Below are 17436 nucleotides of genomic sequence, written 5' to 3'. Positions count from 1 at the left end.
ATGATTTCTCAAATGCTCATTCAAGCCACGCTAGAAACGCTTTATATGGTGTTTGTGGCGAGCTTTTTGGCGGTTGTTTTTGGCTTGCCTTTGGGGGTTTTATTGTTAGTGAGTAAAAAAGGGCATTTGTTAAACAAACCCCTTTTGCATAAAATTTTAGACACTTCTATCAACATGACTCGCTCTTTCCCTTTTATCATTCTCATTATTTTGCTCCTGCCTTTATCGCGTTTTTTGATTGGCACAAGCATTGGCTCTAGCGCGAGCATTATCCCGCTAGCCATTTCAGCCATTCCTTTTGTCGCAAAGCTTTTTGAAAATTCTTTAATGGAAGTAGAGCATGGCAAGATTGAAACCACTTTAAGCTTAGGAGCGTCTCATTTGGAAGTCGTTAAAATGATGCTTTTAGAGAGCCTGCCCTCTTTAGCGAATAACATCACCATCACCTTAATTTCTTTAATAGGCTATTCGGCTATGGCAGGAGCGTTAGGGGCTGGGGGCTTGGGGGATTTAGCCATTAGGATTGGCTATCAAAGTTATAGGGGCGATGTGCTTTTTTATGCGGTGGTCGTGATCATTGTTTTAGTGCAAATCATTCAAAGCACAGGGGATTATGTGGTGAAACGCCTAAGAAAGCATAAGTATTAGGGATTTGGTTTCGCCTTGTGATTCCAACAAATTAGAACTTTTTTTGAAAAAATTTTTTTTGAAAGAAAGTTTTTATCGGTTTAGACCATCGTTCTTTGATCACTAAATTATAGTAATGAGATGCAAAAACCTTAATGGAGCGTATGCTCACTTCATAAAGACGCTTATCTTGAGAAAAATAATGGATTTTTTGAGCAATATCTTGGTATTCTACGCGTTTTTTTTGCATTTCTAGAGTGAAGTCTTTCCAAAATGGAGTGTGTGCAAGCATCTCTAACCACAGGTGGTATTGATTCCCCAAAGGGAACTCCCAAGGTTTGCCATTGTAGATTCCAAGAGCATCTTTATCAGATTCATAGTGCATGATAATAGGGTTTGAAAGAATGTCTTGAATTTGAGAGATCTCATAGGGGATTTGCTGGCGATAGATAAATTCATTGGGTTTGTCTTGGTGGATGATTTCAAACCGAATGGGTAAGGAAGCTTTATGTCTCAAATCATCAAGTTCTTCTTGATAATAATAAGGCAAAACACAATAATGTAAGGGAAGTTCTCTAATATAGGCATGCAAATGGTGTATTAATGTAGGTTCTTTAAAATATGGACGCATTACTTGAATTTTAAATTTTTCTAAGACCTGTTGGGTAAAAGAGTGCTCTCGCATGTAATCCAAATTGCAAAACCAAAACCCCTCTGTAACTGATTGTGATACTAAACTTATCACACCACTCAAATGAAAAGATTCGCTTGTGTCTAAAGCGATAAAATCATCAGCGAAAGCTCTGCAAAAGACCACATCCACATCAGACCAAATCATTTTGCTGTATTGGGGGAATAAACTAGGGAGAAAGTATTTAACCAAAATCATTCTAGAATAGCGATTAACCCATGCGCTATCCGTGATGGTGGGCAAAGAATCAAGAGTGGCACTAATATCTTGGCATTTTAAAGTGGCAAAATGTTTGAAAGGCTTGATAGTTTCTTGGAGCCTGTTTAAATCATCTTCATTCAAACCGCTATAGAATACATAGATACTAAAAATTATTCTTTCAACTGCACGATGGGCATCAAGCAGTGAGTAAAGGGCAACAGCCCCTGTTTTTAGGTAGTTTTTATCAAAGGCAAAGGCAATAGGGATTTCATGTTGCATCAATTTTCCTTGGAGATTTTGTAAAAATAAACTATATCATAGCTTATGTTAGTTTTTATTGATAAATTTATCCATCTGTTTTTCTAAGTCTATGATTTGCGTTATCGTTCCTTCTAAAATTTCAAAATTTTTAGCGTTTTTTGGGGCAACGCATGCAAGCTTGTTGGAAGCTTTTTCTAACGATTGGATGTCTTTAAGCAAGGTTTTTAAAACTTCTACGCTTTTAAAATCCTTTTCAAAATAATCATCAAATTGCTGTTCTGTTTGAGACAAGTTCTCTAAAAAAGCGCTTTGAAGGCGTATTTGGGTGCGATCATGCCCGGTTTCTATGCAGGTTTTATAAGCTTGATGGATCGCAGTCAAAACTTCTTGGGCTTTCAAAAAAGCCTTTGAAAGCTCAACGATGATTTCATAATGTTCGCCCTCTGCTTTTAAAAACCCTAAAAAGAGCGCAATGAGTAATAACTTTTTTAGCACTTTATCCCTTTACCATCGATAAGAAAAGCTCACCCCATAGCGGCTACTGCCTTTAAAGTCGCTAGAAATTTCAGGATAGAGCATCCATTGTTTAGGTTTGTAGCGTGAAGTGAATAAATAAGCAAACCCCCATGCAATAAGGCTGCCAATCGTAACCTGTAAGATCGTGTGCTTGCCTGCTACCACTCTACTAGCGTCAGTAAGGATTGCAAGAGCGATCACAGGAAGAGCCGGCTTCCACCCATAGCGGTAATACACAAACCCAGCCGCGCTAAACACCCCCCCAGCATGCCCGCTTGGCATGCCTCTCCAAGAATTACAGCATGGGCGTTTGGCAAATTCCACTCTAGCCCCATCTTTATGGGCGTTGCTAAAAGCTCCTTTAAGGCCATAAATCACGCCTTGAGTAACCAATGTGCCGACCGCTAATTCCCCTAAACCTCTATAATCGCGCATCGCCAAACTGACCGTGCCTACAAAAATAGGCAAAAACCTGAGCACATCGCCAATCTCTTCTAAAATGTATGCCCCCTCATTGATCGGCTCACTCCTTAAAGGATACACCCATAAGAGCAGGATCAAAAAAAGACCTTTGAGCTTTTTCATTGAAACGCTCGCTTTTCTAAAGCATAAACTTGCTTGTTCAAATAAGCATAGCCTATTAAATAGCATGCGATAAAGACTAGGCTAATGGCAATGAGCGCGTAAGGATTTAAGCGGAATAAGACGCTGATTAAAATAAAAGGCAGGTTGCACAGAATAAGGATAAACGCACATAAAGGGTTGGGGTAATTGAAAGAGCGTTGTTGCAAGAATTTAAATAAAAGGGTGTGCAAATGCAAATTATCCGGCATGGTGGCTTTCTGGCGTTTTATTTTGCGCCTTAGGATACTAAAAAGCACCTCTATGACCGGATAAAGCATTAAATTGAGCCCAAAAAACACGCTGATTTTTTGCTCTAAACTCAAATGTAAAAGGGAAATCCCGCACACCAAACCCAAAAAATACGCCCCCCCATCGCCTAAAAAAATCTTTCCTAAAGGGAAATTCAACACCATAAACCCAAGCACCATGTAAGCGAGCAAACAAGACAAACTGCTAGGGTCTATATAATGAATGACTAAAAGCGTAATCGCGCAAATCCCTGATGCCAGCCCGTTAAACCCATCAATGATATTAATAGCGTTACTGATGCCCACTAGCATAAAAATAGCGAATAAAAAAGCTATAGGGTAAGCTAAACTAAAAAGGGGCGAAAAATCGCTCACCACTAAGGGCGTTGATGAGATGATGCAAACGACCCCTACGGCTTGCAAAATAAGGCGTATTTTGGGGCTTAATGAAAGGTTAATGTCTTCTAAAAAACCGCTTAAAAAGACTAACAACAAACCCAAAAAAACAAAAAACCCCTTAAAAGGCGCTTCAAAAGGCTCAAAAAGATAAGCTAACACAAAAGAAAGAAAGATCCCAAGCCCCCCGGCTCGTGGGGTTCTTGCATGATGGAAGCCTTGTATTTTATTAGCGTTATCCACAAAGAGCATGGATTTTTTAGACCACAAAACAATCAAAGAGCAAATAAATAAACTGGTTAAAAAATATAGCACCCACAACACTTTTTATTGGATTTAATTGACATTTTGTTTTGGGTATTATAGCAAAAGATAGCTTGATGATAAAATCTTATAGGCATAAGGGGTGGTTTTTATGTTACAATTCCAAAAATCATTATTATAAAATAAAGGATAGTCATGCGTTTTGGATTGAATATTGATCACATTGTTACTTTAAGAGAGATAAGAAAGACTTATGAGCCTGAGATTTTAGAAGCCCTATTCATCGCTAAAAACACCCATAAAGTGGATTTAATCACCATTCATTTGAGGGAAGACAAACGGCACATTCAAAATGAAGATGTTTTGAGGTTGCTTGAAATAAGCCCCTTGCCTATTAATATTGAATGCTCTATTAATGCTGAAATCACTGATTTTTTATGCTCTTTAAAAAATAAGCCCAGTAAGGTTACGATCGTGCCTGAAAACAGAAATGAGGTTACGACAGAGGGGGGGTTGGATTGTTCATTAAAGGGTTTAGGAGAGGTGATTAGAGCGTATCACAATAAAGGCATTGAGGTGTCTTTGTTTATTGATCCTTTAAAAGACTCTCTGCATTTTGCAAGGGAGCATCAAGTCAAGCAAGTGGAGTTCCACACTGGGGTGTATGCGAATTTGCACAACGCTTTATATTCTAACGCTAACAATCAAATCCATGCCATTAGCGCGCTCAAAGACAAAAGCCCCAAAGAATTGAAAGAAGAATTGCACAACGCCTTTTTACAATTAAGAAGAATGAGTAAAGAAGCGTTTTTTATGGGCATCACGGCGTGCGCGGGGCATGGGTTGAATTATACTAATGTGAAAGAATTGTTAAAAATCCTTTCTTTAAGAGAGCTTAATATCGGTCATAGCGTGGTTTCAAAAGCGGTTTTAGTGGGCTTAGAAAAAGCGATTTTAGAAATGGCGCAACTTATTAAAAGATAAAATGGCTAAAAAGAAAATTGCGATCAGTTGCGGGGATATTCAAGGCGTAGGCTTAGAGTTGATTTTAAAAAGCCATAAGGGAGTGAGCGCACTGTGTGAGCCGTTGTATCTCATTGATGGCGAACTTTTAGAGCGGGCCAATCAATTGCTAAATAACGCTTATGAAACTAAAACGCTTAACACACTCGCTATTGATGCCCCCTTACCCTTATTGAACTCTAGCACGATAGGCAAAGTCAGCACTCAAAGCGGGGCGTATAGTTTTGAGAGTTTTAAAAAGGCTTGCGAGTTAGCGGATAGTAAAGAAGTGGATGGCATTTGCACTTTGCCTATCAACAAACTCGCATGGCAACAAGCTCAAATCCCTTTTGTGGGGCATACCGATTTTTTAAAACAACGCTATAAAGAGCGCCAAATCATCATGATGCTTGGGTGTTCTAAACTCTTTGTGGGGCTATTTAGCGACCATGTGCCTTTAGGAGCGGTTTCTCAACTCATTCAAGTGGGAGCGTTAGTCAAGTTTTTGTTAGCGTTTCAAAAAAGCACTCAAGCTAAAATCGTTCAAGTGTGTGGTTTTAACCCCCATGCGGGCGAAGAGGGCTTGTTTGGGGAAGAAGATGAAAAGATTTTAAAAGCCATTCAAAAGAGCAACCAAACGCTGGGCTTTGAATGCTTTTTAGGGCCACTGCCTGCTGATAGCGCTTTTGCCCCCAATAAGCGCAAAATAACCCCCTTTTATGTGAGCATGAGCCATGATGTGGGGCTAGCCCCTTTAAAAGCGCTCTATTTTGATGAAAGCATCAATGTGAGTTTGAACGCCCCCATTTTACGCACCTCCACCGACCACGGCACGGCGTTTGATATCGCTTATCAAAACAAAGCGAACAACAAAAGCTATTTGAATGCGATCAAATATTTGGCTTAAAGATTTTAAAATACAAGCCAACAAAGTATAATTCAAGCAAAAACACCACCCAAAGATAAAGATAATGATTTTAAGCATTGAAAGTTCTTGCGATGACAGCTCTTTAGCCCTTACAAGAATAAAGGACGCTCAACTCATCGCTCATTTTAAAATCTCTCAAGAAAAGCACCACAGCTCTTATGGGGGCGTTGTGCCAGAGCTTGCATCGCGCTTGCATGCTGAGAATTTGCCGCTCTTACTAGAACGCGTTAAAATAAGCTTGAATAAGGATTTTTCTAAAATTAAAGCCATCGCTATCACCAATCAGCCAGGTTTGAGCGTTACTTTAATAGAAGGTTTGATGATGGCAAAAGCCTTGAGCTTGTCTTTGAATTTGCCCTTGATTTTAGAAGATCATTTGAGAGGGCATGTGTATTCGCTCTTTATCAATGAAAAACAAACCTGCATGCCTTTAAGCGTTCTGCTAGTCTCTGGGGGGCATTCTTTGATTTTAGAGGCTAGAGATTATGAAGACATTAAAATCGTTGCCACGAGTTTAGACGATAGCTTTGGGGAGAGTTTTGATAAGGTTTCCAAAATGCTTGATTTAGGCTATCCAGGAGGCCCCATAGTGGAAAAATTAGCCCTTGATTATAGGCATCCAAACGAGCCTTTAATGTTCCCTATCCCTTTAAAAAACAGCCCAAATCTGGCTTTTAGTTTTTCAGGTTTAAAAAATGCGGTGCGTTTGGAGGTTGAAAAAAACGCCCATAATTTGAACGATGAGGTAAAACAAAAGATTGGCTATCATTTTCAAAGCGCGGCTATTGAGCATTTAATCCAGCAGACTAAACGCTATTTTAAAATCAAACGCCCTAAAATTTTTGGCATTGTGGGGGGAGCGAGCCAAAATCTGGCCTTAAGAAAGGCGTTTGAAAATTTGTGCGATGCGTTTGATTGCAAGCTTGTTTTAGCCCCTTTAGAATTTTGCAGCGACAATGCCGCCATGATAGGGCGATCCAGCCTAGAAGCTTATCAAAAAAAGCGCTTTGTCCCTTTAGAAAAGGCTAACATTTCGCCAAGAACGCTGTTAAAAAGTTTTGAGTGAATGGATACAAAAAGAAAGCGCATGATAAAACGCCCTAAAATTTATCAATAGCGTCAAGTATCGGTTATTTTGAGGCAAGAACCTAAAAAGAGGGTGTTAAAAAAGAGCGTTTTAGTCAAATTTAATCTTATTTTTGTTATAATTATAGGATTTTAAGTTTCAGTTTAAAGGGAAAAAATGCTTCGCTCTCTCTATAGTGCCACTTCAGGGATGCTCGCCCAACAAACGCATATTGACACCACTTCAAACAATATCGCCAATGTCAATACCACCGGGTTTAAAAAATCTCGTGCGGATTTTAACGACTTGTTTTACCAAGCGATGCAATATGCTGGCACCAACACAAGCAACACGACTTTATCGCCAGATGGCATGGAAGTGGGCTTAGGCGTGCGCCCTAGCGCGATCACTAAAATGTTTTCGCAAGGCAGCCCTAAAGAAACGGAAAATAATTTAGATGTCGCCATCACGGGTAAAGGCTTTTTTCAAGTCCAGTTGCCTGATGGCACCACCGCTTATACAAGAAGCGGGAATTTTAAGCTAGACGAACAGGGTAATCTTGTAACGAGCGAGGGCTATCTTCTCATCCCTCAAATCACCTTACCTGAAGACACCACGCAAGTAAACATCGGTGTGGATGGCACGGTGAGCGTGACTCAAGGCTTGCAAACGACTTCTAATGTGATCGGGCAAATCACGCTGGCTAATTTTGTCAATCCGGCGGGGCTTCATTCTATGGGGGATAATCTGTTTTCAATCACCAACGCCAGTGGCGAGGCGATTGTGGGCAACCCGGATTCTCAAGGATTGGGCAAGTTAAGGCAGGGCTTTTTGGAATTGAGCAATGTGAGATTGGTAGAAGAAATGACGGATCTAATCACCGCTCAAAGGGCTTATGAAGCCAATTCTAAAAGCATTCAAACCGCTGACGCCATGCTCCAGACGGTCAATTCTCTCAAACGATAAAAGGGGATTTTACTCTCCTTAACGCTCTTTAACCTCTGCTACCTTGTTGTTTTTGTGCTTGGAGTGGTTTTGTGCTTTGGAGTGGTTGTTATTGTTCTTTTTATGGTTCTTGGAGTTGGGATTTTTGGCGTCAATTTTTTGGATAGCGCTTGGCTGGCTGTTGCTTGCGTTGTTGTTTGGTTGGTGTTCTCTTTTGATGAAAAAAACAGCTAAAATAGCTAGACCAACGAGAAAAACGATAGCTAGATACCATGTTTTATTAGCTTCATTCGCTTGCTGTGTTTCTTGGTGTAAAGATTTACCGGAATCTACTTTAATAGCATTAATAAGTTGTTCTATTTCCTCTCGTTTTTGATCCCCATGTATGACCAAACAGCACCAAACAGTCAATATTACCCATAAAAAAAAGAAAGCGGCAAACCAAACAATCTGGCTAGGTCCTCCCTCCAAAAGAAGAGCACCCAAAACACCCAAAATAGGAATACGATCAGATACATCAGATACAACCATTGAAGCAACCATTGGAACAACAACTTCAACAATCATTGGAAGACAAAGAATGACCCAAAGAATAAAGCTGAATATAGCCGAAAAAATCCTACCTCTTAAGAGAAAAGCTAACCATGGAAAAAATACAGCTAATGTATAAATCACAACTTACTCCTTTAACTTTATTTCTACCGCTCGCTCAAATCCCACCAACCCCCTTTTTTAGTGAAGTGATTAGTGATTAGTGATTAGTGATTAGTGATTAGTGATTAGTGATTAGTGATTAGTGATTAGTGATTAGTGATTAGTGATTAGTGATTAGTGATTAGTGATTAGTGATTAGTGATTAGTGATTAGTGATTAGTGATTAGTGATTATAGCATCATTTTTTAAAATCATGTTTAACGCCCTAAAAAGCTCAAGCACACCCGCTAACTGCGCACAAAGATAGCACTACAGACGCTAATGAGCTTTATTGATTTTGCAATCAGAGAATGATGATAATAGTTAAAATATTTTGATACGCTTATCATTTTGGATACGATAAATCTGATTTGAAAGTAGGAAATTATTGATTTTTTCTTTAGATAGGGCTAATTTAATGAAACGCTATTTTGATTTTTGGCACAAGAAACCCCCTCCTTTTAACTCTCTCTAACCCTTATTTTTTGTCGTTTTTATGTTCGTGGTTAGCGTTGCATTGATTAGCTTGGTTTTGGCTATTTTTTTGACAACTTTCGTTGTTTTGATTTCTAGCATCACCTTTTTGATTGTGGTTTTGATTACTGCAACTGTTACTCATTTTGTCTCCCTTAAATTAAAATAAAAACTAGATGCGTTTTCGCATCTAGGTCTCCATTCTATACCTTTTTCCCTAAAAAAAAGCTTAAATGGATTCTATTTGCAACGACTTCTTATCTTCACTGGCTTGCTGTGTTTTTAGGCGTAAAGTGGCAACCACAATGCATGCCGGTATGGTTACCCTATAAGCCGGCCCTGCAATATCAATCGCTGTCCATACGCCTGTAATGATCCAGCCAACAGGGCCTGTTAAAAAGCTCAGGGTTCTTGTAAGCACCTGATTGCCCGCAAGCGATAAACCACGCCCTAGAATGGTTTTTGCGACCGCATTCGCAACAATGACCGCTAATTGATAAGATTTAAAGCCTCCCATTTTAAACAGCGTTAAAGTCGCCGCGCTTAAGGCTTGTCTGTTCAAATTGTCAGTGTTTTTTATGGACAATTCATCACACATTTCTTTCACTTCTTCATCATCCATTTCTTCCAAACTTCTTTCTAAGATTTTAGAAAGCATGTTTTGTTCAATTAAAGTCGTTTCGGTTTTCTTGTTGTAATTGACCTTTAATTTATCGCACACATCGCATAAAATCTCTTTGTATAAGACTCCTTCGCCTTTAATGAAACTCGCAAAACTATTGCTCCCATAGTATTGCAACTCTTCAGCGATTCTTTCTGCGTATTTAGCGTAATCATCGCCATGCCTTTTGTATTCTATGGAGCTGGTCAGTTTTTCATTGTGTCTTTTTTCGCCGTCTTTACCAAAAACAAGCACCTCAAACAAATCCAATAAATCACTAGATTCCAGTTGCTTTAAAAATTCCAAGTCTCTATCATATTTGTACGCCATATTATTCCTTTATATTGTTTTATCACTTATTAAAAACAAACGACTTTTCGCACCCCATCGCTGTTTTTCTAAAGTGGTTACTGATTTTAATATCATTTGTCTAAAACTATACTTAATATTCTAAAAAGGCTTAAACTCAAAAGCCCAACGCTCTTAGTTCTATAGATTTCATGCTTTAAAACACCAATTCTTTGGTTATTGCCTGAATAATGTTTTTTTTATAAAAAACAACTAATAAAATAATGGCTAAAAAGAAAATAAAGCGGTTATAGCATCATTTTTTAAATTTAGGTATAAAACGCCCTCAATTCAAGGGTTTTTGAGCGAGCTTTTTGCTCAAAGAATCCAAGATAGCGTTTAAAAATTTAGGGGTGTTAGGCTCAGCGTAGAGTTTGCCAAGCTCTATGCATTCGTTGATGATGATAGGGTTTTGCGTGGGCGTGAAGCCAATTTCATACGCTCCTAAGCGTAAAATCGCCTTTTCCATGCTCCCTAATCGTTTGAAATCCCAGTCTTTTAAATGCGGTTCAATGAGGGCGTCAATTTCATTGATTCTTTCTAACACGCCATTAAAAAGGCTTAAAGCAAAAGCGAGCTGGTTGTTTTTAATCTTTTTTTCTTCTAACATGCTGGAAGCGATTTTTTTAATTTCTTCATTACCGCTCTCAAACGCATACAACAATTCAACCACAGCCCCCCTGGCTTGAGTTCGTGTCGCCATTTTAACCCTTGAGAGTTTGGCACAAGCTCAATAATTCAATGAGGGTACTCATCGCTTCAAAGCCCTTATTGCCGGCTTTACTGCCCGCTCTTTCAATCGCTTGCTCAATATTGTCTGTGGTCAGCACGCCAAAACTTACCGGCATGCTGTATTTGAGCATCGCGTTGGCAATGCCCTTAGTCGCTTCCGCGCTCACATAGTCAAAATGCGGAGTCCCCCCTCTAATAATCGCTCCTAAAACGCACACGCCATCGTATTTTTCACTCCCTAACAACCTCTCTAAAATGAAAGGCAATTCATAAGCCCCAGGCACCAGCACGACGTCTAAAAGATCCTCATCGCCCCCATGCCTTTTAAAGCAATCCATCGCCCCTTCTTGTAATCTGTCTGTGATGATATGATTGAAGCGCGATGTTAAAATAGCGACTCTTTCATTCCCTTGTAGTTGCAATTTCCCTTCTATGATTCGCATGAATTTCCTTTAAAATAAATTTTGGATTTTTAACATGTCGGTTACTAAATTTTCAAGTTCATCAGGTTTGAGCATGTTCGCCCCATCGCTTAAGGCGTTTTTAGGATCAACATGCGTTTCTGCAAACAACCCATCAATGCCCACCGCAGCCGCAGCTCTGGCTAAAATAGGGGCAAAGGAGCTGTCTCCCGAACTTTTCCCGTTCGCTCCCCCTGGCATTTGCACGCTATGGGTAGCGTCAAAAATCACCGGAGCAAACTCTCGCATGATTGTTAAAGAGCGCATATCCACCACTAAATTCCCATACCCAAAGCTGCTCCCCCTTTCACACAGCCACACGCCATTAGCTAAAGCGTTTTCATAAGTGGGGGTTTGAATGCTTTTATCTCTTGTTTTAAGGGCTTTTAAGACAGAATATTGCATGTCTTTTGGGTTCATGAATTGCCCTTTTTTAATGTTGATAATGGCGTTAGTTTGACTCACTTCCACAATCAGATCCGTTTGCCGGCACAAAAACGCCGGGATTTGTAAAATATCCGCTACTTTAGCCGCTACATTCGCTTGATAACTCTCATGCACATCGGTTAAAATTTTATAACCAAATTCATCTTTGATGGTTTGTAACATTTCTAAGCCTTTTTCTAAACCAGGCCCTCTGTAACTCTCCAAACTCGTGCGGTTAGCCTTATCAAAACTCGCTTTAAAATAAAAATCCAACCGCTCATTGTTGGCTAGGGGTTGCAATTTAATAGCGATACTTCTTAGATTTTCTAAACTCTCAATGACGCATGGCCCAGCGATTAAAACGGATTTAGGGGTTTTTGTTTTAGAAGTTTTCATGACTTATCCTTTGTTTAATGGTTTCTTCAATCGGCTCAAAAAAATGGCTTTCAAAATTATAATTATAAATCCTGCCTGTTTCTATGATGTAGTGCCAACCAAAAATTTTTAATTCGTTATTTATTACTCTTTCTTGAATGAAATCATAGCTTAAGAGGTTGTTGAGTTGCAAGCGCGCATTCAAACGCTCTGTAAGCCATGAACGCTTGGCGGAATGGTTGCTGAATTGCGGATGGTTTTTTAATTCTTCTTTAATAGGCTCTAAAAATTGTATCCAGTTTGCAATGTAAGGGGTTTTAGCTTTGGTGGTTTCATCATGGATTAAATGAATACTCCCGCAAGCCCCACAATCGCTATGCCCGCAAATGATTAAGTTTTGAACGCCCACATGCGCAATAGCGTATTCAATGCTCGCAATGGTAGAAAGGGATTCTTTATGGCTTGTTTTAGGGGGGATCACATTGCCCATGTTGCGGATCACATATAATTCGCCCGGTTTGGTGCCAGTGATTAGATTAGGCACGACTCGTGAATCCACGCAAGAAATGAACAAAGTGTGGGGCTTTTGCTTGGTTTTTAAGCTCTCATAAAGCTCTTTAAGCTCTTCATATTCATTCTCTTGAAACTCTAACACTCCTAAAAACGCTTTCACTCTTTAACCCTTACTCTAATTTCATAAACTTGGTTTTATTTTCAAACGCTTATCATAGCTAAAATTCTTCCATTTCTTTTTGTTATAATGGCGTTATTTTACACTTTAAAGGGCTTTCATGCAATTATGTGTCGCATTAGATTTAGAAAAAAAAGAGGACAATCTTTCTTTATTGCAAGAATTAAAGGGCTTAGATTTATGGGCTAAGGTGGGGCTTAGATCTTTTATAAGAGACGGGGCTGTTTTTTTAGATGAAATCAGAAAAATTGATGGGAATTTTAAGATTTTTTTGGATTTGAAGCTCTATGATATTCCTTATACGATGGCAAATGCCGCGCTAGAATGCGCGAAATTAGAAATTGATATGCTCACCGTGCATTTGAGTAGCGCTAAAAGCGCGCTAACCATTTTAATGCAACGCTTAAACGCTCTTAAAAAACGCCCCTTGATCATGGGCGTGAGCGCTTTAACCAGCTTTAGCGAAGAGGAATTTTTGATGGTGTATAACGCCCCTTTAAAAACGCAAGCGATTAAATTGAGCGCTATGGGTAAAGAGAGCGGGATTGATGGGGTGGTGTGTTCGGTGTTTGAAAGTTTAGCGATCAAAGAGGCTTTGGGTCAAGGCTTTTTGACTTTAACCCCTGGCATAAGGCTGGATCAAAACGATAAAGAAGATCAAGAAAGGGTAGCGAACGCTAAAGAGGCTAAACAAAATTTAAGCGATTTTATCGTGGTGGGCCGCCCCATTTATCAGGCTAAAGAGCCTAGAGAAGTGGTTTTAGAGCTTTTAAAGGATTGTTAAATGCGGGTGTTAGAAACGATTGCTGCTTTAAGAGAGTATCGTAAAAGTTTGAAAGAAAGCGTGGGGTTTGTGCCGACTATGGGGGCTTTACACAAAGGGCATCAAAGCTTGATAGAAAGGAGTTTGAAAGAAAATCTCCACACGATTGTGAGCGTTTTTGTCAACCCCACGCAATTTGGGGCTAACGAAGATTTTAGCGCTTACCCGCGCCCTTTAGAAAAGGATTTGGCTTTGTGTGAAGGATTGGGCGTTAATGCGGTGTTTTTGCCTAAAATGAGCGAAATGTATCCCTATGAAGCAGAGCAACGCCTAAAACTCTACGCCCCTACATTTTTATCTAGCTCTTTAGAGGGAGCGGTGCGTAAAGGGCATTTTGATGGGGTGGTTCAGGTCGTGTTAAAATTGTTCCATCTTGTTAATCCCACTAGAGCGTATTTTGGCAAAAAGGACGCCCAACAGCTTTTAATCATCCAGCATTTAGTTAAAGATTTGCTTTTAGACATTGAAATAGCGCCATGCGAGATCGTGCGCGATAGCGATAGTCTGGCTTTAAGCTCTAGGAATGTGTATTTGAATGCCACACAAAGAAAACAAGCCCTAGCCATTCCAAAAGCTTTAGAAAATATCCAGCAGGCCATAGATAAGGGCGAAAAAGCGTGCGAAAAGCTTAAAAAACTAGGGCTTGAAATTTTAAAAAATTTAGAAGTGGATTATTTGGAATTTTGCAACCACAAGCTAGAGCCTTTAAAAACCATAGAGCCAACTAACACGCTAGTTTTAGTGGCGGCTCGTGTGGGTAAAACCAGGCTTTTAGATAATTTATGGGTGTAGTTTGAAATTTTTGTGGCGACCCTTGAAAGATTTGAACTTCCGTTTCCACCGTGAAAGGGTGGTATCCTTGGCCACTAGATGAAAGGGTCATTTTTAACGATTGACTATTATATTGGAAATAAAGCGTAGAAAATGATTTAAAAAGTTCTTGGTGGCGGAGCGGACGGGACTCGAACCCGCGACCCCCTGCGTGACAGGCAGATATTCTAACCAGCTGAACTACCGCTCCCTATCCAAACCCCATAGCCTAAAAATGCATGCTTTAGTCATGGTGGTCGCTATAAGACTCGAACTTATGACATCTACCTTGTAAGGGTAGCGCTCTACCAACTGAGCTAAGCGACCAAAATATTGAGATAAAATCCAACTAAACCCGTATAAAAGAGTGGTGACTCCTAGGGGATTTGAACCCCTGTAACCACCGTGAAAGGGTGGTATCCTAACCACTAGATGAAGGAGCCACGATGCTCATGGTGACCCGTGTTGGATTTGAACCAACGGCCCATTCCTTAAAAGGGAATTGCTCTACCAGCTGAGCTAACGGGTCTCACAAAAAGATAATGATACAATTTTTTTTAACGCTTGTCAAGAATAATTGAAAAATATTGCGGTTTTCATAGAAATGACACGCTCTTAAAACGGCATAACAGCTTTTTGCTTAAATAAAAAACTTGGTTGTGCTTTAACGCTATAAGGATAATAATAGACGCCATGCGTTTTGGTTATTGGTTAGTCTTGTTTTTAGGGGTTTTAAAAAGCTTTGTTTTTATCAAGATCTAACAAATCTTATTAGGATTTAATGCTTTTTGGTTTAAAAAATTCCATTGTTAAAAAATGGGTTTTTGTTTTATTGTTTTAGATCTTATTTTGTTGTCAAACGCATTTTATTAAAGTTTTATTTTATTTTCTTAAAGGGATAGGGGTGAATTTTACGCTTGACCCCCAAAAAAGAGGGTTCAAAAGGGGTTTAATGCGAGCTTTTAGTAAGCGAACACATAATTCAAATACACGCTATAAAGCCTGCGGTATTGGAGTTGAGTGCCTAGCAAAGAATAGTAATTGGTGTTGATCGTGGGGATCTTCACGCCTAGTTCCACGCCATGCTGAGCGGCATGATCGCTCGCTTTCTTTTTGTTTTTAGCCAGATTCATTCTCAAGCCCAAGTTGAATAAGAATTGGAAATTCGCCACATTCATTTTAGCGCTATAGAAATTATTGAAGGTCGCTAAATTCACGTATTGAGAATTCAGCCATGAAGTGCCGGCTAAGGCGATCCCCCCAAACACCCCAAAAGAAATCTTGCTGTTTTTGGTGGCTTTATCATTGATGAAGTTATAGAGGACATCTGTTCCTACCCCATAAGTGAACACATCAGAGGCGGAGTTGAAAAAGCTGGATTTGATATAGGCATGGTTGTAATCAAAAAAGCCGTAATACCTTAACCCCCACCTTCTTTTTTGCCCAAAGAACTGCTTGTAGCCCACTTGCACGCCGATCCCGTTCATCGCGCCGTTGTTGGTTTGAGAGCTGATCAATCCAACGCGTCTGAAAGGGTTATGCCCTAATTCTTGCGTGGCGCTTAATAATTGCGAATAAGCGCTTTGGTTGACTTGATAAACGGCCTGTAAGCCCCCGGGGTTATTAGGGTTAGTGGATTGGCTTATCAAATTTTTAAGGAATGGGGAATTAGGCGTGTTTGAAGCGGTCGTGGTGATGCTGTTATAAGTGTTGTTTAAAGTGCTAAGGCTGCCTCTAAAATCAAGTATCGTGCGCGCCAACAACTCAGATTGCTTGATCTGCTCGGCTTGAGTGCCAAAATGCGCAAGGCTGTTGTTTAAAGCCGTTATCGTCTCTCCCACATAGGCGCAACCGGCCCCCCAAGTGTTGTTAGTAACCCCTGCATCAGGTAATGTCCCACCCCCATTTCTGCAAGCTGCCAAGTAGTCTGTAACGAAATGTGTAGGGATAGTGCTGAGATTGGTTTTGATTTGATCGGCTAGTTCAAGCATCTTAGCTTGCGCTTGCGCGTGGTTGAGCATGTTTTGAGCGAAAGCCATGTCAGCAGAGGTGTAAGGGTTGAAATCTTGTGGCGCGTTTTGATTGTTTTGCTGGTTAGCATCAAGGCTTTGAGCTTGCACGACGATTTCTTGGGCGTTTTTGATCATGCTAGTAACGGCGCTAAATTCAGCGCTAAAGATTTGGCACGCATTCCCGTTTTTATTGATTTTCCATGGGCTACCATCACCCGGAGCGTCTTCATTATGCATGGATCGCACCAAGGGGCATTGAGTGTTAAGGACATTCATGATCGTGCTGGCTTGTTCCAAAAGGTTTTGAGCGGTATTGGTGAATTGGAAGGTTTGCGTTGTTTGCATTGTTTTGTTGCTACTAGTGCTAGTAACCCCATTGCTGCTGCCATTTTTTTGACAGAATTGATACACACCACCATTAATGTATGCAGTTTGTTTGCATTCGTAGGTGTATTCTACTTTCACTTCGTTTGTGCCTTTTCCGTCCAAGACAGGAAACCCATTCCCGCTCTTTAAAGCTTGTTGGATAGCTTGATAAGCTTTATTGAGTTTTTCAAATTCTTGGATAGACATGGATTTACCAGGACCAGTCGCTTCATACCGGTTGCAAGTGATGCTTGTTGAATAAGATCCTGGTTGGTTATTAAAGACCACGCTGCCAGGCCCCCCCTCTGTGCCATTGCCATTCCCGCACATTATCGCATAGCCTATCACGTTCCACAAGCCCACCGCAGCATTCAGCGCCAAAGAGACGGCTTGATAGGCCGGGGAATTGTCTTTTTCGCCGGTCAAACCTTGCGTGTTTGCTTTTAAATTATCGATCGCAGCATTGATTTCTGAAGGGCTGCTCGCGTTCGTTACCGCCTGATTGAGATTGTTGAAATTGTTTAAAAGGTTGCTCAAATTCTCGTAAGTGTCTGAAAGTCTTTTCAATTCGCCGGTGTTTTTCACCATTTGAGCGGCTTCACCGATTTGATAGCCCGCGCTTATAAAAAAGCCGTTGTCTTCAGCGTTTAAAAGCGATGAAGCGAGAGAGAGAGAGAGAGAGAGAGTTAAAAGGGTTTTTTCATAAAATTCTCCTTGAAATTAAATTGAGTGATTGAGATTTTATACATTAAGAACATATTAATGTATTTGAGATTATTGTAGCAATAAAATTTT

Annotated in this window: 18 protein-coding genes, 5 tRNA genes and 1 pseudogene; 7 read left to right on the top strand and 17 right to left on the bottom strand. The window is 40.1% G+C overall.

Annotation, left to right across the window (positions count from 1 at the left end):
* Positions 1-648 carry a methionine ABC transporter permease gene (gene metI / locus QU01_RS03410; RefSeq protein WP_033587815.1) on the top strand — a complete coding sequence of 216 codons (648 nt, stop codon included), beginning with the start codon at positions 1-3 and terminating at the stop codon, positions 646-648.
* 31 nt (positions 649-679) lie between these two features.
* Here metI and QU01_RS03405 read toward each other — a convergent pair whose 3' ends face one another.
* From QU01_RS03405 to wecA, 4 genes are read right to left on the bottom strand one after another with little or no spacing between them, the layout of a single operon-like run.
* Positions 680-1798: a glycosyltransferase family 8 protein gene (locus QU01_RS03405; RefSeq protein ID WP_033762237.1), complete on the bottom strand. Its 1119-nt coding sequence runs from the start codon at positions 1796-1798 to the stop codon at positions 680-682.
* Positions 1799-1846: 48 nt separating this feature from the next.
* A complete protein-coding gene (locus QU01_RS03400) occupies positions 1847-2275 on the bottom strand; it encodes a hypothetical protein (RefSeq protein WP_033762239.1) in 429 nt (142 codons plus the stop codon).
* Positions 2276-2284: 9 nt separating this feature from the next.
* Positions 2285-2881, bottom strand: coding sequence for a lipid A 4'-phosphatase (gene lpxF, locus QU01_RS03395; protein WP_033762241.1), 597 nt, complete (start codon positions 2879-2881; stop codon positions 2285-2287).
* Positions 2878-3888 (bottom strand): undecaprenylphosphate N-acetylglucosaminyl transferase WecA, encoded by a 1011-nt coding sequence (gene wecA, locus QU01_RS03390; protein WP_033762244.1) that lies wholly within the window; start codon positions 3886-3888, stop codon positions 2878-2880. The genes lpxF and wecA overlap by 4 nt, the downstream gene beginning before the upstream one ends.
* 135 nt (positions 3889-4023) lie before the next feature.
* Between wecA and pdxJ the strand changes: the two genes are divergently transcribed.
* The 4 genes from pdxJ (at position 4024) to flgG (ending at position 7790) form a co-directional block, all read left to right on the top strand.
* A complete protein-coding gene (gene pdxJ / locus QU01_RS03385) occupies positions 4024-4812 on the top strand; it encodes a pyridoxine 5'-phosphate synthase (RefSeq protein ID WP_033762246.1) in 789 nt (262 codons plus the stop codon).
* A 1-nt stretch (position 4813) separates the two neighbouring features.
* Positions 4814-5737: a 4-hydroxythreonine-4-phosphate dehydrogenase gene (gene pdxA, locus QU01_RS03380; RefSeq protein WP_033762249.1), complete on the top strand. Its 924-nt coding sequence runs from the start codon at positions 4814-4816 to the stop codon at positions 5735-5737.
* Positions 5738-5801: 64 nt separating this feature from the next.
* Entirely contained in the window at positions 5802-6824 is a 1023-nt protein-coding gene (gene tsaD / locus QU01_RS03375; RefSeq protein WP_033762251.1) for a tRNA (adenosine(37)-N6)-threonylcarbamoyltransferase complex transferase subunit TsaD, read from the top strand.
* Positions 6825-7001: 177 nt separating this feature from the next.
* Positions 7002-7790 (top strand): flagellar basal-body rod protein FlgG, encoded by a 789-nt coding sequence (gene flgG / locus QU01_RS03370; RefSeq protein ID WP_000946438.1) that lies wholly within the window; start codon positions 7002-7004, stop codon positions 7788-7790.
* Between the two features lie 18 nt (positions 7791-7808).
* Here the strand turns inward: flgG and QU01_RS03365 are convergent, their stop codons facing one another.
* The 7 genes from QU01_RS03365 to QU01_RS03335 form a co-directional block, all read right to left on the bottom strand.
* On the bottom strand, positions 7809-8444 hold the full coding sequence (locus QU01_RS03365) for a hypothetical protein (RefSeq protein ID WP_033762254.1): 636 nt from the start codon (positions 8442-8444) through the stop codon (positions 7809-7811).
* Between the two features lie 496 nt (positions 8445-8940).
* On the bottom strand, positions 8941-9081 hold the full coding sequence (locus tag QU01_RS08290; protein WP_033762258.1) for a hypothetical protein: 141 nt from the start codon (positions 9079-9081) through the stop codon (positions 8941-8943).
* 84 nt (positions 9082-9165) lie between these two features.
* The gene (locus tag QU01_RS03355; RefSeq protein ID WP_000323696.1) at positions 9166-9927 is read right to left on the bottom strand and encodes a YaaW family protein; all 762 of its coding nucleotides are present in this window, start codon (positions 9925-9927) and stop codon (positions 9166-9168) included.
* 304 nt (positions 9928-10231) lie between these two features.
* Positions 10232-10648, bottom strand: coding sequence for a transcription antitermination factor NusB (gene nusB, locus QU01_RS03350; protein ID WP_000235749.1), 417 nt, complete (start codon positions 10646-10648; stop codon positions 10232-10234).
* 1 nt (position 10649) lies between these two features.
* Positions 10650-11120: a 6,7-dimethyl-8-ribityllumazine synthase gene (gene ribH, locus QU01_RS03345; protein WP_033762261.1), complete on the bottom strand. Its 471-nt coding sequence runs from the start codon at positions 11118-11120 to the stop codon at positions 10650-10652.
* A 9-nt stretch (positions 11121-11129) separates the two neighbouring features.
* Entirely contained in the window at positions 11130-11960 is an 831-nt protein-coding gene (kdsA, locus tag QU01_RS03340; protein ID WP_033762264.1) for a 3-deoxy-8-phosphooctulonate synthase, read from the bottom strand.
* Complete coding sequence (locus QU01_RS03335) at positions 11947-12612, bottom strand: carbonic anhydrase (protein WP_033762267.1); 666 nt, start codon at positions 12610-12612, stop codon at positions 11947-11949. The genes kdsA and QU01_RS03335 overlap by 14 nt, the downstream gene beginning before the upstream one ends.
* Positions 12613-12730: 118 nt before the next feature.
* On the opposite strand from QU01_RS03335, the gene pyrF reads away from it, so the two are divergent.
* Both pyrF and panC read left to right on the top strand, forming a co-directional pair.
* Entirely contained in the window at positions 12731-13414 is a 684-nt protein-coding gene (gene pyrF, locus QU01_RS03330; protein WP_033762270.1) for an orotidine-5'-phosphate decarboxylase, read from the top strand.
* On the top strand, positions 13415-14245 hold the full coding sequence (gene panC, locus QU01_RS03325) for a pantoate--beta-alanine ligase (protein WP_033762273.1): 831 nt from the start codon (positions 13415-13417) through the stop codon (positions 14243-14245).
* Positions 14246-14258: 13 nt separating this feature from the next.
* Here the strand turns inward: panC and QU01_RS03320 are convergent.
* The 6 genes and pseudogenes from QU01_RS03320 to sabA all read right to left on the bottom strand — a co-directional run bounded on the left by QU01_RS03320 (position 14259) and on the right by sabA (position 17390).
* Positions 14259-14334 (bottom strand) — tRNA-Glu (locus tag QU01_RS03320).
* Between the two features lie 63 nt (positions 14335-14397).
* Positions 14398-14474: transfer RNA gene (locus QU01_RS03315), tRNA-Asp, on the bottom strand.
* A gap of 40 nt (positions 14475-14514) precedes the next feature.
* Positions 14515-14590 (bottom strand) — tRNA-Val (locus QU01_RS03310).
* A gap of 41 nt (positions 14591-14631) precedes the next feature.
* A tRNA-Glu gene (locus tag QU01_RS03305) sits at positions 14632-14706 on the bottom strand.
* A gap of 10 nt (positions 14707-14716) precedes the next feature.
* Positions 14717-14792: transfer RNA gene (locus QU01_RS03300), tRNA-Lys, on the bottom strand.
* Positions 14793-15225: 433 nt separating this feature from the next.
* Positions 15226-17390 (bottom strand): annotated as a pseudogene (gene sabA, locus QU01_RS03290) (Hop family adhesin SabA/HopD).
* Positions 17391-17436: the final 46 nt, after the last annotated feature.

The sequence above is a fragment of the Helicobacter pylori SA221C genome (assembly GCF_000476855.1).
Taxonomy (GTDB): domain Bacteria; phylum Campylobacterota; class Campylobacteria; order Campylobacterales; family Helicobacteraceae; genus Helicobacter; species Helicobacter pylori_DK.
The sequence above is the reverse complement of the archived record's forward strand: the minus strand, read 5'-3'. Positions and strand labels throughout refer to the sequence as shown.

What these genes read in the sequence shown, in the direction of transcription:
- metI (WP_033587815.1), top strand. Translation starts at nt 1, where the DNA reads ATGATTTCTCAAATGCTCATTCAAGCCACGCTAGAAACGCTTTATATG.
- QU01_RS03405 (WP_033762237.1), bottom strand. Translation starts at nt 1,798, where the DNA reads ATGCAACATGAAATCCCTATTGCCTTTGCCTTTGATAAAAACTACCTA.
- lpxF (WP_033762241.1), bottom strand. Translation starts at nt 2,881, where the DNA reads ATGAAAAAGCTCAAAGGTCTTTTTTTGATCCTGCTCTTATGGGTGTAT.
- pdxJ (WP_033762246.1), top strand. Translation starts at nt 4,024, where the DNA reads ATGCGTTTTGGATTGAATATTGATCACATTGTTACTTTAAGAGAGATA.
- pdxA (WP_033762249.1), top strand. Translation starts at nt 4,814, where the DNA reads ATGGCTAAAAAGAAAATTGCGATCAGTTGCGGGGATATTCAAGGCGTA.
- tsaD (WP_033762251.1), top strand. Translation starts at nt 5,802, where the DNA reads ATGATTTTAAGCATTGAAAGTTCTTGCGATGACAGCTCTTTAGCCCTT.
- flgG (WP_000946438.1), top strand. Translation starts at nt 7,002, where the DNA reads ATGCTTCGCTCTCTCTATAGTGCCACTTCAGGGATGCTCGCCCAACAA.
- QU01_RS08290 (WP_033762258.1), bottom strand. Translation starts at nt 9,081, where the DNA reads ATGAGTAACAGTTGCAGTAATCAAAACCACAATCAAAAAGGTGATGCT.
- QU01_RS03355 (WP_000323696.1), bottom strand. Translation starts at nt 9,927, where the DNA reads ATGGCGTACAAATATGATAGAGACTTGGAATTTTTAAAGCAACTGGAA.
- nusB (WP_000235749.1), bottom strand. Translation starts at nt 10,648, where the DNA reads ATGGCGACACGAACTCAAGCCAGGGGGGCTGTGGTTGAATTGTTGTAT.
- ribH (WP_033762261.1), bottom strand. Translation starts at nt 11,120, where the DNA reads ATGCGAATCATAGAAGGGAAATTGCAACTACAAGGGAATGAAAGAGTC.
- kdsA (WP_033762264.1), bottom strand. Translation starts at nt 11,960, where the DNA reads ATGAAAACTTCTAAAACAAAAACCCCTAAATCCGTTTTAATCGCTGGG.
- pyrF (WP_033762270.1), top strand. Translation starts at nt 12,731, where the DNA reads ATGCAATTATGTGTCGCATTAGATTTAGAAAAAAAAGAGGACAATCTT.
- panC (WP_033762273.1), top strand. Translation starts at nt 13,415, where the DNA reads ATGCGGGTGTTAGAAACGATTGCTGCTTTAAGAGAGTATCGTAAAAGT.